We start from the raw sequence: 15,627 nt of genomic DNA, 5'->3' as shown, positions 1-15,627 counted from the left end.
CGAGGGAGCTTGCTCCCGCTGGGCCGCGAAGCGGCCCCCCATTGGCGGCGTCAATCATGCTGAATCCAAGGCGGCTGCTTCGCAGCCGAGCGGGAGCAAGCTCCCTCGCCACAATCATTGGCGGGTCAACTCAAACATCCGCTTCAACACCGCATTCAAGCCATTGCTACGGGACGGCGACAGCTGCCGCGACAATCCCAGCCGGTTGAACCAATCTGGTAGATCCACCTGCTGCAACGCCTCGGCGGACAACCCGTTGACCCGCGCCAGCAGCAACGCCACCAGCCCACGGATCAACCGCGCATCGCTGCTGGCGGAAAACTGCCAGTGCCCGTCGTGCAAGCGACCCACCAACCACACCTGGCTTTCACAGCCGTGAACAAGGTTGGCTTCGCACTTGTCCTCGTCGCTCAGGGGCGGCAAACGCTCGCCCCATTGCATCAGCAGCCGGGCCCGTTGTTCCCAACCTGACGCGTCCTGGAAAATCTGCAGCGCTGTGGCAGCCTCGGCGGGCAGGTTCATCGCAACATCTCCAAGGCCTGGTCGAGGGCGTCGAAGAAGCGTTCGATGTCGGCGGAGTCGTTGTACAGCGCCAGCGACACGCGGATCGCCCCGGACAGTTTCAGGTGCTTGAACAGCGGCATGGCGCAGTGATGCCCGGCGCGCACGGCGATGCCTTGCTCGGTCAGCAGGTGGGCCAAGTCGGCGTTGTGGATGCCTTCGACCACGAAGCTGACCAAGGCCAGGCGCGGGTTGCCCACCAGGCGCACGCCGTTGCGGGCCCGCAGGCCATGGAGCAGGTAGTCGTGCAGCGCCGCCTCGTGGTCGATGACCGCCTGCGGATCGAGGTCGGACAGGTAATCCAGGGTTGCCCCCAGCCCGATCACGCTGGCAATTGGCGGCGTGCCGGCTTCGAAGCCCAGCGGCGCCGGGCGGAAGGTGGCGCTGTGGTAATCGGCCTGTTGCACCATTTCGCCGCCGAATTGCCAATGACGCAGGTTGCCAAGGGCTTCGGTGCGGCCAAACAGCACGCCCAGCCCGTCGGGGCCGTAAAGTTTGTGGCTGGAAAACACATAAAAGTCGCAGCCCAGTGCCTCCACGTCATGGCGACCATGGACCACGCCTTGGGCGCCGTCGATCACCGTCAACGCGCCTTGGGCCTTGGCCAGCGCCAGCAGCGCCGGCACCGGTTGCCAGGCCCCCAGCACATTGGATAACTGGCTCACCGCCAGCAAGCGCGTACGCGGGCCGATCAGTTCGGCGGCGGCGCCAGGGTCGATCACCCCGTCGGCGTCCAGTGGCAACACCACCAGGGTCAACGAACGACGCTCGGCCAATTGCTGCCACGGCAGCAGGTTGGCGTGGTGTTCCAGGGCGCTGATGACGATCTCGTCGCCCGGGTTGAATAAATGTTCCAGCCCGTAGGCCAGCAGATTCAGCGCCGAAGTCGCGCCGTGGGTGAAGACCACCTGCCCGCAGTTTCCGGCATTGAGCCATTGCGAAGCCTTGAGGCGGCTGTCCTCGAACGCCTGGGTGGCATGGGCCCCCGGCAAATGTTGCGCACGGTGCACGTTGGCCGCGCCGTTGGCGTAGTAATGCGTCAGGGCGTCCAGCAGTGCTTGAGGTTTTTGCGTGGTGGCGGCGCTGTCCAGGTAGGTCTGGCCTTGCCGTTGCAGGGCGGCGATGGCCGGGAAGTCGGTGCGCCAGGGGGAGGGAATCAACATGCTTTCGGGCCCTGCTGGAATGACGCCGGACCCTGTGGGAGCGGGCTTTTTTTGTGGGAGCCAAGCTTGCTCGCGATGGCAGCGACACGGTTCAACTGCAAGACCGCGTCATCGTTCATCGCGAGCAAGCTCAGCTCCCACAAAGGCTCGCTCCCACAGGTGGTGGTGTGACGCTTAGTTGTGAGCGTGCAGTGCTTCGTTCAGCTCGATGGCCGACTTGTGCGTCTTGCATTCCACCGCGCCGGTCTCGGAATTGCGGCGGAACAACAGGTCGGGCTGGCCAGCCAGGTCGCGGGCCTTGACCACTTTGACCAGTTGGTTGTTTTCGTCCAGCAGCTTCACTTTGGTGCCGGCGGTCACATACAGGCCCGACTCCACGGTGTTGCGGTCGCCCAGCGGGATACCGATGCCGGCGTTGGCGCCGATCAGGCAGCCTTCGCCGACCTTGATCACGATGTTGCCGCCGCCCGACAGGGTGCCCATGGTGGAGCAACCGCCGCCCAGGTCCGAGCCCTTGCCGACGAACACACCCGCCGATACGCGGCCTTCGATCATGCCCGGGCCTTCGGTGCCGGCGTTGAAGTTGACGAAACCTTCGTGCATCACGGTGGTGCCTTCGCCCACGTAGGCGCCCAGGCGGATCCGCGCGGCATCGGCGATACGCACGCCGGCCGGGACCACGTAGTCGGTCATTTTCGGGAACTTGTCCACCGAGAACACTTCCAGCAGTTCGCCACGCAGGCGGGCTTCGAGCTGGTGCTCGGCCAGTTCGGCCAGGTCGATCGCGCCTTGGCTGGTCCAGGCCACGTTCGGCAGCAGAGGGAAGATGCCAGCCAGGTTCAGGCCGTGGGGCTTGACCAGGCGATGGGACAGCAGGTGCAGCTTGAGGTAAGCCTCAGGCGTGGAGCTCAGTTGGGCATCTTCGGCCAGCAGGGTGGCGACCAGCGGCTTGTGGCTTTCAGCCAGGCGGGTCAGCAGGGCAGCCTGTGCGGCATCGACGCCCTTGAGGGCTTCAGCCAGTTGCGAGGCCTGGGTGGTGGTGAAGGTGATGGCCTGGTTGCCTTCGCTGTAGCCGAGGATCGGCGCGATGGCCTTGATGATGTCAGCCGACGGGTTGAGCAATGGCTGTGCGTAGAACACTTCCAGCCAGGCGCCTTGACGGTTTTGAGTGCCGACACCGAAGGCCAGGCTGAACAGGGTAGTGGACATGAAATTACCTCTACAAAATGGACTGGGCAGGTTTACTTGATTTCTGCCGCATAGATATCTGGCTTGAAGCCAATCAGGGTTCGGTCACCGAGATCGAGCACCGGGCGCTTGATCATCGAGGGTTGGGCGAGCATCAGTTCGATGGCTTTCGTCTGGTCGAGATCGGCTTTGCGTTCGTCGTCGAGTTTGCGAAAGGTCGTACCGGCACGGTTCAACACCACTTGCCAGCCATGCTCGTTGCACCATTGGGTCAGGTGCTCACGGTCGATGCCGGCGGTCTTGTAATCGTGAAAGTCGTAGCGTACAGCGTGCTCATCGAGCCAGGTACGCGCTTTTTTCATCGTATCGCAGGCTTTGATGCCGAAAAGCTGTAAGTGCTTGTTTTCCTTGGGCATGAATGCTCCCCCAAAACGTTCCCGGTATCGTCCTGAAAATCAGCGGACGATTATGCCACGTCGTTCCTTTCAGTGCCTTGACTGTCGCGACGGATCGGACGAGGCGGAACCGATAGGAAAGAGGTGACCACACAGCACAGGTAAACCCGGCACTTTTTTTCGCACATGAGACCCGCCCATGGATTCCATCTCCCTGACACCGCCCCATCCACTGACGCTTCAGACTGAAGAGACGCTCCCGTCCCATTCAACGACATCGACTACCGGGACCGCTGCATCCATCCCGATCGGCCCTGTCACGGCTGCACAGGACCTGGCAAATCGGACTGGTGCAATCAAGGCCCAGCTCACCCGGGTATTCGAGCCGCATATAAACGGTGCCAATCGCGAGGCCTTCGAAGCGCTGATCGACGATCGTTCACGTACCTTGGCCAATGACGGGGAAACCGCGGAAAGCGTCGATGCCGTGCTGACCAAAGGCTCGCGGCTGGATCGCGCAGCCCATGACACCGTTGGATTCCTTCGTTCGGTTCCCTTCGGCGCGGCGTCCATCGCGCTGGACTTCGCCCCGGCGGTGACCGGCAATGGCTCGATTACCGCGCCGTTGGCGCTGTCGGCGATTGCCGGCCTGGTCAGCAGCGCCGCCGACACGGTCGGCAATGGCCTGATCAAGCGCGCCACCAGCGACACCCAGTGGCTGGTGGCCGAAAATGCCGATCTGGAGCCGGTCATGCAGGAAGCCGCCCAGGCGGTGAAGCCGAGCCTGACGACTCAGGCTATTGAAGGCAGCCTGACTTTCCAGACCTTCTCCGCGCGAAACGTGTTGCGCACGGTCATCCAACCCGCCGTGACGAAGACCGTTGATGCGCAAACGGGCAGCAAGGTGGACTCTGTGATAGCTGCCGTCGGTTCTCCGCTTTCAGGCATGGCTGCCTATGACCTGCAACATTCCATCGATAAATCGAAACACCGGATTGGCCCGGAATACCTGTTGGGGCGTCAAGACTGGCATCAGCGTTACAAAGACCTCAAGAATTATGGCGTAGGGAGTGCTGCGATGGGCATTGCGAAGCGAGTCGGCAGCCTGCCGCTGGACGCGATGCGTGATGGCAGCAAATCGCTGCAAGCCTTGGTTACGCCGACAGGTTTGGTCAGTGGTCTCGGAGCGTTGGCCGGTGGTATTACTGCGATCGGTATGGCGCAGACCGCCGCTGTCAACGCAGCCAGGAGCGCCGGGATTTCGCCTGCGGGTGTTGCGGCGGCTGGTAAGGCGACGGTTACAGCCACGATGGCCCCGGTGCTCGCCGCCTGGGTGACAACGGGAGTGATGACCCAGCCGTTGGCGGACAAGGCCTCTGCCGCATTGGACAGGCTATCCGCCGGTCCCGCTCATCCAGATGAGCTGCAGGGAATGTTGCCCTTGGTCGAAATGTCGACGGCCGAACAGATCGGGGAAGATAGCGACAATGAGGGTGACGACGTCGATTTTGTCTCGGCCCGCTCAACGCTCAGTGCCGCTGAGCGAGCTGTTTAGCTTCCGATAATCCGCGGTCGCTCCTGCCGCGTGGAGGTTAGGAGCGGCTAAGGGACGACTGCGCATTGATGCCGCTGAGGTGCGACCAATGTGCAACGGCAACGGTTCACCTTGGCAGTTAATATGGCACTTCACCGGCCAGCGGTTGCCGCAGATGTATATGGCTGTCATTGGAAGTCCGTTATGCAAAGCGCCTATACCGTCCTGATCCTGTTGATGCTGGTGGGCGTTTCGCGCCTGCTCGGACGGTTGGTCCCATTCCCGTTGCCCCTGGTGCAGATCGGCGCGGGTGCGCTGCTGGCCTGGCCGTCCCTGGGCTTGCACGTGGCCCTCGATCCCGAACTGTTCCTGTTTCTCTTCCTGCCACCGTTGCTGTTCTCCGACGGCTGGCGGATGCCCAAGCGCGAGTTGTGGCGACTGCGAGGGCCGATCCTGACGTTGGCGGTGGGCCTGGTGTTGTTCACGGTGGTGGGCGCCGGCTATTTCATTCATTGGCTGCTGCCGAGTATCCCGCTGCCGGTGGCCTTCGCCCTGGCGGCTGTCCTGTCACCGACCGACGCCGTGGCGGTCTCGGCGATTGCCCGGGACCGTTTGCCCGGGCCGCTGATGCACATGCTCCAGGGCGAGGCGCTGATGAACGATGCGTCGGGCCTGGTGACCTTCAAGTTCGCCTTGGCGGCGGCTATCACCGGGGTATTTTCCCTGGCGGGCGCGAGCCTGACATTCGTGCTGGTGGCGGTTGGCGGCCTGTTGGTCGGCGTGGCCTTGAGCTGGTTGTTGGGGCGGCTGCGGGCCTGGATGATTGCCCGGGGCTGGGACGACCCGGCTACCCATGTGGTGTTCATGTTGCTGCTGCCGTTCGCGGCCTATGTGCTGGCTGAGCGCTTGGGCGCCTCGGGGATTCTCTCGGCGGTGGCAGCGGGGATGATGCAGAGCTGGCTCGACCTGCTGCCGCGCCAGACCGGCACGCGGCTGCTCAATCGCAGTGTCTGGTCGCTGTTGGAGTTTGCCTTCAATGGCTTGATCTTCCTGCTGCTGGGCTTGCAACTGCCGGACATCATCAAGGCGGTGACCAGCCACGAGACGACGCTGTGGCCAACGCTGTTCTACCGCTGCGTGGAGGTGGTGGCGATTTTCCTGGTGTTGCTGGTGCTGCGGTTTGTCTGGGTGCAAAGCATCTGGCGTCTGTCGGGGCTGTTGCGCCGTTGGCGTGGCAAGGGTGAGCTGATCCTGGTGCCGAACGCACGTTCCTGCTGGCTGTTGACCTTCGGCGGGGTGCGCGGTGCGGTGACGCTGGCGGGCGTACTGTCGGTGCCGTTGCTGTTGGGCGCCGGCGAGGCATTTCCCGAGCGGGACTTGCTGATCTTCATTGCTGCCGGCGTGATTCTGTTGTCGTTGATCGCGGCGTGCATCGCCTTGCCATTGTTGCTACGGGGCATCGAGAGGAGCCCCGATGACAAACGTCGCACCGAGGTCCGCGATGCTTGGCGCAAGACCGCTGAAGCGGCGATCCATGCGCTGGAAGTGGAGGAACCGACCGAGCCTGCCAGTACGCCGGATGCCGCCCAGGCGGCGCTGGCGGCCGAGGTCAAGGCGCGGTTGATGTCCGAGTATCGTCATCAGTTGGACGTGTTCAACGACTCCGCCGAAGCCCAGGCGCTGGCGTTCGAAATGGACCTGCTGGAACGCCGGCTGCGCTTGAAGGCTTTTCGGGCGCAGCGGCTGGAGTTATATCGTCTGAGTCGTCATCACCAAATTGGCGATGATGTGCTGCGTGAGGTGCTGGGGGAGTTGGATCTGGCGGAGGCGAATTTGGGGTTGGGGAAATAGAGGCCATTGCGCAAAGCTAATTGTGGCGAGGGAGCTTGCTCCCGCTGGGGCGCGAAGCGCACCCAAAAACTGACAGCCCGGTATGTCAGGTAAATTGAGTTGACCGCTTTGGGGCCGCTGCGCAGCCCAGCGGGAGCAAGCTCCCTCGCCACAGGGATGGTGGTCTGTCAGACGCACCGAAGTTTCCGACAAGTTTTTAAGGTTGTCCGTCGGAAGCGAGGGCTCTAGCCTTTGGGTGTCGCTGCCAAATCAGCGATCGGACGTGAGAATCCGATTTCCCCTAGTAGGCGCGCAGGCGCCGACCATATAAAGTGCAGGCGCTTTTCGTCTGGGCATTGTGTTATGGCGGCCGTGCGCGGGCATGCTTCGGCATGGCCGGGCTTCTAGGGACTCGGATTCTCACCCCGCGTACGGCTGCCACCCTCCAGTCCGTGAGAAGACTCGGTGGCGGCTTCTAATTCCCCTAGGAGCAATGACATGATCAAAGAGACACCGAATCCTCCAAAGCCAGCCTCCACGTTCCCCTACGGCGACTACGCCCCCGAAAAGCTGCAAGAAGCCGCTGATCGTGCGCTGGATCATTACCTCAAGCCTGACGATAGCGAGTCAGCCCCCAAGCCCTCGGCGCAGATGTTCACGGTGGTGGACAGTGTCGATACCGAAGCCTTATTGGCCAACCTCAGCGAAACCCTGGCTTCGGCCAACGCGATGCTCAGCGACCTGGCGTTTGACCTGGACGGCTCGCGGAGGCATGTGGCGTTGGGGGTGGCGCAGATGATCGAGTTGGGGACGTTGTTGGCGAACAAGGCTTTGGATCGGGTAGAGCTGCGGACTTGATGCAATAAGCGCCGGCCTCATCGCGAGCAAGCTCGCTCCCACAGGGGATTTGTGTCGTTCACAAATATGCCAATCGACACCAAGCCCCTGTGGCGAGGGAGCTTGCTCCCGCTGGGGCGCGAAGCGCCCCCAAAACCTGACAACCCTGTGTGTCAGGTAAATTGAGTGGACTGCTTTGGGGCCGCTTCGCAGCCCAGCGGGGATAAATCCCCTCGCCACAACAGCATTTATGCGTGAGCCTCTTCCTGCTCAGGCACCAACCGTACTTCCACCCTCTGACCCAGCGCACGCGCCGCGCTGGCAAGCGTTGCCAGCGTCATTCCTGCATCGTTCTGATCCAGCGCACGATCAACAGCGGTGCGACTGGTGTGCATCCGTTGTGCCAAGGCCTTTTTGGTCACTTTCTGAAGCTTCATGGCTTCGGCAATCTGCCAGGCAATAACGCGTTTGAGCGCAGCGGCGGAAACTTCTTCGGCGATGCCTTGCTCGGCGAGGAAATCGTCAAAATCCGATCCAATATGCTTGTTCATTTGCGGTACCTCATAATCTTGCTTTGCGCTGCTTGGCGGTTGCCATGTCGGTGGCTGGCGTTTTTTGACTTTTCTTGATGAAACCGTGGAGTAGAACCATATCGGAGCCCACCACGGTGAAGAGAACACGGGCAATGGTATCTCCAAGGTCAATCCTGACCTCCCACAGCCCGGTGTCCAGTTTGCGAACCACCGGCATACCTATTGGCCAACCAATCTGAACAGTCTTGATGTCGGTCCCGATCATCCGTCTGTGCTCGCGAGGCAGGTCAGTCAACCATTCGCGAACGGGTTCATTCCCAGCGTCTGTGCGGAAAAAACGTACGTTCAGTATTGGGGCAATATCAACCATGAATGAAGTGTACCGAAATAGGTGCATTGCGCAACCCAGGCATCACTGAGGATTTGTACAGGGGGAGGTGGTGGTCGGTACGGATGTTGCTGTTGGGGCCGCTGCGCAGCCCAGCGGGAGCAAGCTCCCTCGCCACAACAGCGGTCCACTTCAGTCCGATACAGCCATCAACCCCGACGCTGGATAAACGCGCGAATCCGCTCCGCCGCTTCCACGCATTCAGCTAGCGGCGCGACCAGGGCCATGCGCACGCGCCCGGCACCCGGGTTGACGCCATCCACTTCGCGGGACAGGTAGGAACCCGGCACCACGGTCACGTGTTCCTGTTCGAACAGGTCGCGGCAGAACGCTGCATCATCGCCGGCCACGTTTGGCCACAGGTAGAAACTGCCATCGGGACGCTGCACGTCCAGCACCGGGCTGAGGATTTCCAGCACTGCGTCGAATTTTTCCCGGTACAGCGCACGGTTGGCCCGTACATGGACTTCGTCGTTCCACGCCGCGATGCTCGCCAGTTGGGTCTGAACCGGCATGGCGCAGCCGTGGTAGGTGCGGTACAGCAGGAAACCCTTGAGGATGTCCGCGTCGCCTGCGACGAAACCGGAGCGCAAGCCTGGCAGGTTGGAGCGCTTGGACAGGCTGTGGAACACCACGCAGCGCTTGAAATCCTTGCGACCGAGTTCGACGCAGGCGCTGAGCAGCCCCGGCGGCGGGGTCTGTTCGTCGAAGTACAGTTCGCTGTAGCACTCGTCCGCCGCGATGACAAAGTCATGTTCGTCAGCCAGGGCGATGAGTTTTTTCAGCACGTCCACCGGGATCAGCGCGCCGGTCGGGTTGCCAGGGGAGCACAGGAACAGGATCTGGCAGCGCTTCCAGATGTCGGGTGAGACGGCATCGAAATCCGGATTGAAGCCGTTTTCGTCCAGGCACGGCAGGTAGTGCGGCTTGGCCCCGGCCAGGAACGCCGCGCCTTCGTAGATCTGGTAGAACGGGTTCGGGCTGACCACCAGGGCATCGTCGCCACGGTTGACCACGGTCTGGGTGAAGGCGAACAAGGCTTCACGGGTGCCATTGACCGGCAGCACGTGGCGCGCCGGGTCCAGCCAGCCGTTCGGCACGTTGAAGCGACGCTCGCACCAGCCAGTGATGGCTTCACGCAGTTCCGGGATGCCGAGGGTGGTCGGGTACACGGCCATTTTTTCCAGATTGCTGGCCAGGGCTTCAGCCACGAAGCTGGGCGAGCGATGCTTGGGTTCGCCGATGGACAGGGCGATCGGGCGCTTGTCCGGGTTGGGCGTGACGCTGCCAAGCAAGGCGCGGAGCTTTTCGAACGGGTAGGGCTGCAACTGGTTCAAAGCGTTGTTCATCAAGGGCCTCGTTCAATGTGGGAGCGAGCAAGCCCGCTCCCACAGGGGGAATTTGTTCGTTCAGATGCTGATACGTGTCATGTGAGCATCGGGTTCCTGGTTGACGCTCAAATGCTGCACGATCGCTTCCTGCAAGCGGCTGCACAGCTGCGGATCGGACAGCGGCTGGTTATGTGCGTCGGTGATGAAGAAGACGTCTTCCACCCGTTCGCCGAGGGTGGCGATCTTCGCGTTTTGCAGCGACAGGTCGAACTCCAGGAAAATATGGCCGATTCGCGCCAGCAGGCCCGGGCGGTCCGGGGCGCTGAGTTCCAGGACGGTGACCTGGCGCTGGGCGTCGTTGTGGATCGTCACCTGTGGGGCAAACGCAAAATGCTTGAGCTGGCGCGGCACCCGGCGCTGGATGATGGTCGGGTAGTCCGCCGGGTTGCGCAGGGCTTCGGTCAGGCCATCGCGAATCTGCTTGACCCGCGCCGGGTTGTCGCCAATCGAGTCGCCGTCGGTGTCGAGCACGATGTAGGTGTCGAGGGTGAACTGGCTGCTCGAGGTAATGACCCGGGCGTCATGGATGTTGAGGTTGAGCTGGTCCATCGCTGCCACGGTCACGGCGAAGAAGTCGTGCTGGTCCGGGGCGTAGATGAAGATCTGCGTGCCGCCCTCGAACTCGCGCTGGGTGGTTTCCTTGATCAGCACCAGCGGCCCGCCATCGGCCGGTTGCTGCAGGATCGCATCGCTGTGCCAGGCCACGTCGCCGGCGGTATGGCGCAGGAAGTAGTCATCGCCCAATTGCGACCAGAGCTGCTCGACGTCGTCCGGGTCGGTGCCACCGCGCACCAGGATGTCCAGGGCTGCGCTTTGGGTGCGACGGATCTGCTCTTCGCGATCCACGGGGTTTTCCAGGCCGCGGCGCAAGGCGCGCTTGGTCTCGGTGTAGAGCTGGCGCAACAGGCTGGCGCGCCAGGAGTTCCACAGGCTTGGGTTGGTGGCGTTGATGTCGGCCACAGTCAGCACGTAGAGATAGTCCAGGCGCGTTTCATCGCCGACGATCTGGGCGAAGTCGTGGATCACCTGCGGGTCGGACAAATCCTTGCGCTGGGCGGTGGTGGACATCATCAGGTGGTTCTGCACCAGCCAGACGATCAGTCGGCTGTCCCACAGCGGCAGTTGATGGCGCTGGCAGAAAGCCTCGGCATCCACCGCGCCAATCTCGGAGTGATCGCCTTGACGACCCTTGCCGATGTCGTGATACAGCCCTGCCATGTAGATCAGTTCGGGCTTGGGCAACTTGGCCATGAGCTTGCTGGCCAGCGGGAATTTCTCCGACACCTGGGTGTACTGGAGCTTACGCAGGTGCTTGATCAGGTTCAGGGTGTGGGCATCGACCGTATAGATGTGGAACAGGTCGTGCTGCATTTGCCCAACGATGAAACCGAACTCCGGCAGATAACGCCCGAGAATCCCGTAGCGGTTCATGCGCCGCAGGTTGCGATGCACGCCGATCTTGCACTTGAACAACTCGATGAACAGGCTGGTGTTGCGGATGTCGTGACGGAAATCTTCATCGATCAGGTGACGGTTTTCTCGCAGCAAGCGAATGGTGTCGGCGCGTACACCCTTGATTTCCGGTTGCTGGGCCATGAGCACGAAGATTTCCAGCATGGCGAACGGCGTGCGACGGAATACATTGGCGTTGCGCGCCTCGATGTAGCCGTCGTGCAGTTGGAAACGTGAATTGATCGGCTGCGGCGGTTCTTCGTCTTCGGGGGCGAGGATGACTTCCTCGAAGTGCTGGATGATCAGTTCGCTGAGTTGGGCGATGCTCATCACCACGCGGTAGTACTGCTGCATGAAGTTTTCGATGGATTGCTTGGCATCCTGCCCTTCGAAACCCAACAGGCTGGCGATGGAGCGCTGATGGTCGAACAGCAGGCGATCTTCGGCGCGCCCGGCCAGCATGTGCAGGGCGTAGCGGACCTTCCACAGGAATTCCTGGGACGAGGCCAGCAAGGCGTTTTCGCTTTCCACCAGGAAACCTTCACCGGCCAGGGCGCGCAGGTTCAGCGTGCCGTACTGGCGCCGGGCGACCCATAGGATCGTCTGGATGTCCCGCAGCCCGCCGGGCGAGCCCTTGACGTTGGGCTCCAGGTTGTATTCGGTGTCGTTGTACTTGTGGTGGCGGGCCTTCTGCTCGGCGCGCTTGGCCAGGAAAAAGTCCTTGCTGGGCCACATGTGCGCCGTGCTGGTGACATCGAGCATGCGCTGGCGCAGGTGCTCGGGGCCGGCGATGGTGCGGCTTTCCATCAGGTTGGTGATCACCGTCAGGTCGGCGCGGGCCTCGTCGGCGCATTCCTGCACCGAGCGCACGCTCTGGCCGACTTCCAGGCCGATGTCCCACAGCAGCGTCAGGAACCGCTCGATTGAGTCACGGAAAACTTCATGATCGGCGCTGTCGAGCAGGATCAGCAGATCGATGTCGGAGTAGGGGTGCAGTTCGCCGCGCCCGTAGCCGCCGACCGCCACCAGGGCGATGTCGGCATCCTCGCTCCAGTTGAACTGTTCCCAGGCTTTTTGCAGGATGTTATCGACGAACCAGGCACGGTCCTCGATCAGCCGCCGAATGTCCCGGCCGTTGCGAAAGCGCTGGTCGAGCACTTCGTGGGCCTGGCGGATCGCCTTCTTGAACGCCGCGATGGGGCTTGCCTTCAGGGCCAGTTCAGCCTGGAACTGGCCGCGGTCGAAGAGTTCGGGATCCACCTGCGGCATTGAATGACTTTCCTTTCTATCTATAGGCTGGGTTCGGATCAGGCGGAAACGCGAGGGATGGTGTCATCGCTGCGCAGGGTAAAGATCTCGTATCCGGTCTCGGTGACCAGCAAGGTGTGTTCCCACTGGGCCGACAGCTTGCGATCCTTGGTGATGGCAGTCCAGCCGTCGCCCAGCACCTTGGTATCGGCGCGTCCCTGGTTGATCATCGGCTCGATGGTGAAGGTCATGCCCGCCTGCAGTTCCATGCCGGTGCCGGCACGGCCGTAGTGCAGGATCTGCGGTTCTTCGTGGAACACCTTGCCGATGCCATGGCCGCAGAATTCGCGTACCACCGAGAAGCCGTTTTTCTGCGCGTGCTTCTGGATCACTTCGCCGATGTCCCCCAGGCGGCAGCCCGGCTTCACCAGTTCGATGGCCATGTACATGCATTCCTGGGTGACCTTGGACAGGCGCTCGGCCCACTCCGGCACGTTGCCGACATGGAACATGCGGCTGGTGTCGCCGTGAAAGCCGTCCTTGATGACGGTGACGTCGATGTTCAGGGTGTCGCCATCCTTCAACGGTTTTTCGTTGGGGATGCCGTGGCAGACCACGTGGTTGATCGAGGTGCAGATCGACTTCGGGAAGCCTTTGTAGTTGAGCGGGGCCGGGATGGCTTTCTGCTCGTTGACGATGTAGTCATGGCAGATGCGGTCCAGCTCTTCGGTGGTCACGCCAGGCTTGACGTAGTCGGCGATCATCTCCAGCACATCGGCGGCGAGTTTGCCGGCGACACGCATTTTGGCGATGTCCTCGGGAGTCTTGAGGGTAACGGTCATACAGGCTCTCTCTGCGCCCGACGGCGCTGTTCAAAACGAAATGGGCGGCGGATGGGGATCCGGGCGGCCCTGAAAACGCGATTCTAACAGACGATCAGTACAATGAGCTCTCCAGGCTGGAACTCTGTGGTGAGGGGATTTATCCCCGTTGGGCTGCGCAGCAGCCCCAAATCAGGCAGCATGGTGTATCAAGTCGATTGAATCGCCTGGTATGGGGCCGCTACGCGTCCCAGCGGGGATAAATCCCCTCGCCACAAGAGGTTTTCAGATTCCATGTTCCGTTTTCGCCCTTGCTGTGGTATAAAATGCGCCGCTTTCCGGGGATGACCCCGTAAGCTTAAATCCACACACGTGTCGACACGATGACCTGGGTGCCTTTGGCTTATATAGCCGCTGGTTGGTCATTGGGATACGTGGAGGCCAAACCCGACTTATCAAGGAACTATCATGTCCCAAGTCAACATGCGCGATATGCTGAAGGCCGGTGTGCACTTCGGTCACCAGACCCGTTACTGGAACCCGAAAATGGGCAAGTACATTTTCGGCGCGCGTAACAAGATCCACATCATCAACCTTGAAAAAACCCTGCCGATGTTCAACGAAGCACTGACCTTCGTAGAGCGCCTGGCCCAGGGCAAAAACAAGATTCTGTTCGTCGGCACCAAGCGTTCCGCTGGCAAGATCGTTGCTGAAGAAGCAGCACGTTGCGGTTCGCCGTACGTCGATCACCGCTGGTTGGGCGGCATGCTGACCAACTTCAAGACCATTCGCGCTTCCATCAAGCGTCTGCGTGACCTTGAAGTCCAGTCCGAAGACGGTACTTTCGCCAAGCTGACCAAGAAAGAAGCGCTGATGCGCACTCGCGATCTTGAGAAGCTGGACCGCTCCCTGGGCGGTATCAAGGACATGGGCGGTCTGCCTGACGCGCTGTTCGTGATCGACGTTGACCACGAGCGCATCGCGATCACCGAAGCCAACAAGCTGGGTATCCCGGTCATCGGCGTTGTCGATACCAACAGCAGCCCGGAAGGCGTTGACTACATCATCCCAGGCAACGATGACGCCATCCGCGCCATCCAGCTGTACATGGGTTCGATGGCTGACGCTGTTATCCGTGGTCGCAACAACGTGAATGGCGGCACCGAAGTCTTCGCTGAAGAAGCTCCGGCAGCAGCCGCTGAGTAATTGACGCCCTGGCGTTGACTCAGTAAGCAAAAAGGGGGCTTGGCCCCCTTTTTGCCACCTCGAAAACCATTTGCCGCCAGCGCAGTGATCTGTTTGTAACCTGCCGTGGCCTATAAGCAGTGGTTTTCCAGGAAGAATTGATCGCCCGTTCGATCGGGTGGAATGGTTGAAAACCTATCCAAGAGGATTTTGAAATGGCAGAGATTACTGCAGCGTTGGTCAAAGAACTGCGCGAGCGTACCGGCGAAGGCATGATGGACTGCAAGAAAGCCTTGACCAAGGCTGGCGGCGACATCGAAAAAGCCATTGATGACATGCGTGCTTCGGGCGCCATCAAGGCTGCCAAGAAAGCGGGCAACGTTGCCGCTGAAGGCGCCATCGCCATCAAGGACGACGGCAAGGCTGCCGTTCTGCTGGAAGTTAACTCCCAGACCGACTTCCTGGCCCTGCAGGATGACTTCAAGGCATTCGTCGCTGCCAGCGTCGAAAAAGCCTTCGCTGACAAACTGACCGACGCAGCTCCGCTGATCGAAGCTCAGGAAGAAGCGCGCCTGGTCCTGGTTGGCAAGACCGGCGAAAACGTCAACATCCGCCGTCTGGTTCGTGTTGAAGGTGACGTGGTCGGTACCTACCTGCACGGCAACAAGATCGGTGTTGCGGTTGTCCTGAAGGGCGGCGATACCGAGCTGGCGAAAGACATCGCCATGCACGTTGCTGCAACCAACCCTGAGTTCCTGCTGCCTTCGGACGTTTCGGCTGAAGCGATCGAGCGCGAGAAGGGCGTTTTCCTGCAGCTGAACGAAGAAAAGCTGAAAGGCAAGCCTGCTGAAATCGCAGAAAAAATGGTCAGCGGCCGTATCTCCAAGTTCCTGGCCGAAGCCAGCCTGGTTGAGCAGGCTTTCGTCAAGAACCCGGAAGTCAAGGTTGGCGACCTGGCGAAGAAAGCCGGTGCTGAAATCGTTTCGTTCACCTACTTCAAAGTGGGCGACGGCATCGAGAAGCCGGTCGACAACTTCGCTGAAGAAGTTGCTGCCCAAGTAGCTGCTGCCAGCAAGCAATAAGACGGTTTTTACAACTGTC

General features: G+C 61.1%; 14 protein-coding genes. 5 read left to right on the top strand and 9 right to left on the bottom strand.

Features of this window, described 5'->3' with window-relative positions; translation table 11 throughout:
- Positions 1-114: 114 nt before the first annotated feature.
- The 4 genes from BLT00_RS12795 to BLT00_RS12780 all read right to left on the bottom strand — a co-directional run bounded on the left by BLT00_RS12795 (position 115) and on the right by BLT00_RS12780 (position 3,328).
- A complete protein-coding gene (locus BLT00_RS12795; RefSeq protein ID WP_092144041.1) occupies positions 115-522 on the bottom strand; it encodes a SufE family protein in 408 nt (135 codons plus the stop codon).
- Complete coding sequence (locus BLT00_RS12790) at positions 519-1,724, bottom strand: aminotransferase class V-fold PLP-dependent enzyme (protein ID WP_092144044.1); 1,206 nt, start codon at positions 1,722-1,724, stop codon at positions 519-521. The genes BLT00_RS12795 and BLT00_RS12790 overlap by 4 nt, the downstream gene beginning before the upstream one ends.
- Before the next feature lie 174 nt (positions 1,725-1,898).
- A complete protein-coding gene (gene dapD / locus BLT00_RS12785; RefSeq protein ID WP_063322772.1) occupies positions 1,899-2,933 on the bottom strand; it encodes a 2,3,4,5-tetrahydropyridine-2,6-dicarboxylate N-succinyltransferase in 1,035 nt (344 codons plus the stop codon).
- Between the two features lie 32 nt (positions 2,934-2,965).
- Positions 2,966-3,328: an ArsC family reductase gene (locus BLT00_RS12780; protein ID WP_063322771.1), complete on the bottom strand. Its 363-nt coding sequence runs from the start codon at positions 3,326-3,328 to the stop codon at positions 2,966-2,968.
- A 178-nt stretch (positions 3,329-3,506) separates the two neighbouring features.
- Here BLT00_RS12780 and BLT00_RS12775 point away from each other — a divergent pair, with 178 nt between their 5' ends.
- The 3 genes from BLT00_RS12775 to BLT00_RS12765 all read left to right on the top strand — a co-directional run bounded on the left by BLT00_RS12775 (position 3,507) and on the right by BLT00_RS12765 (position 7,529).
- Positions 3,507-4,862, top strand: coding sequence for a type III effector protein RopAA (locus tag BLT00_RS12775; protein WP_092144047.1), 1,356 nt, complete (start codon positions 3,507-3,509; stop codon positions 4,860-4,862).
- Between the two features lie 183 nt (positions 4,863-5,045).
- Positions 5,046-6,692, top strand: coding sequence for a Na+/H+ antiporter (locus BLT00_RS12770; protein ID WP_092144050.1), 1,647 nt, complete (start codon positions 5,046-5,048; stop codon positions 6,690-6,692).
- A 477-nt stretch (positions 6,693-7,169) separates the two neighbouring features.
- Positions 7,170-7,529 carry a DUF6124 family protein gene (locus BLT00_RS12765; RefSeq protein ID WP_092144053.1) on the top strand — a complete coding sequence of 120 codons (360 nt, stop codon included), beginning with the start codon at positions 7,170-7,172 and terminating at the stop codon, positions 7,527-7,529.
- Positions 7,530-7,756: 227 nt separating this feature from the next.
- Here BLT00_RS12765 and BLT00_RS12760 read toward each other — a convergent pair whose 3' ends face one another.
- The 5 genes from BLT00_RS12760 to map all read right to left on the bottom strand — a co-directional run bounded on the left by BLT00_RS12760 (position 7,757) and on the right by map (position 13,362).
- Complete coding sequence (locus BLT00_RS12760; protein WP_057448352.1) at positions 7,757-8,059, bottom strand: XRE family transcriptional regulator; 303 nt, start codon at positions 8,057-8,059, stop codon at positions 7,757-7,759.
- Between the two features lie 10 nt (positions 8,060-8,069).
- Positions 8,070-8,411 carry a type II toxin-antitoxin system RelE/ParE family toxin gene (locus BLT00_RS12755; RefSeq protein WP_170862084.1) on the bottom strand — a complete coding sequence of 114 codons (342 nt, stop codon included), beginning with the start codon at positions 8,409-8,411 and terminating at the stop codon, positions 8,070-8,072.
- Positions 8,412-8,578: 167 nt separating this feature from the next.
- Positions 8,579-9,778 carry a succinyldiaminopimelate transaminase gene (gene dapC / locus BLT00_RS12750; protein WP_063322768.1) on the bottom strand — a complete coding sequence of 400 codons (1,200 nt, stop codon included), beginning with the start codon at positions 9,776-9,778 and terminating at the stop codon, positions 8,579-8,581.
- Positions 9,779-9,838: 60 nt separating this feature from the next.
- Positions 9,839-12,541, bottom strand: a complete 2,703-nt coding sequence (locus BLT00_RS12745; protein WP_063322767.1) for a [protein-PII] uridylyltransferase — start codon at positions 12,539-12,541, stop codon at positions 9,839-9,841.
- A 38-nt stretch (positions 12,542-12,579) separates the two neighbouring features.
- Entirely contained in the window at positions 12,580-13,362 is a 783-nt protein-coding gene (map, locus tag BLT00_RS12740; protein WP_057448350.1) for a type I methionyl aminopeptidase, read from the bottom strand.
- Between the two features lie 447 nt (positions 13,363-13,809).
- Here map and rpsB point away from each other — a divergent pair, with 447 nt between their 5' ends.
- Both rpsB and tsf read left to right on the top strand, forming a co-directional pair.
- On the top strand, positions 13,810-14,547 hold the full coding sequence (gene rpsB / locus BLT00_RS12735; RefSeq protein WP_003198231.1) for a 30S ribosomal protein S2: 738 nt from the start codon (positions 13,810-13,812) through the stop codon (positions 14,545-14,547).
- A gap of 194 nt (positions 14,548-14,741) precedes the next feature.
- On the top strand, positions 14,742-15,608 hold the full coding sequence (gene tsf / locus BLT00_RS12730; protein ID WP_092144062.1) for a translation elongation factor Ts: 867 nt from the start codon (positions 14,742-14,744) through the stop codon (positions 15,606-15,608).
- Positions 15,609-15,627: the final 19 nt, after the last annotated feature.

Source organism: Pseudomonas sp. NFACC51 (genome assembly GCF_900103575.1).
Lineage (GTDB): Bacteria > Pseudomonadota > Gammaproteobacteria > Pseudomonadales > Pseudomonadaceae > Aquipseudomonas > Aquipseudomonas fluorescens_Q.
This window is presented reverse-complemented; position numbering and strand designations above follow the sequence as displayed.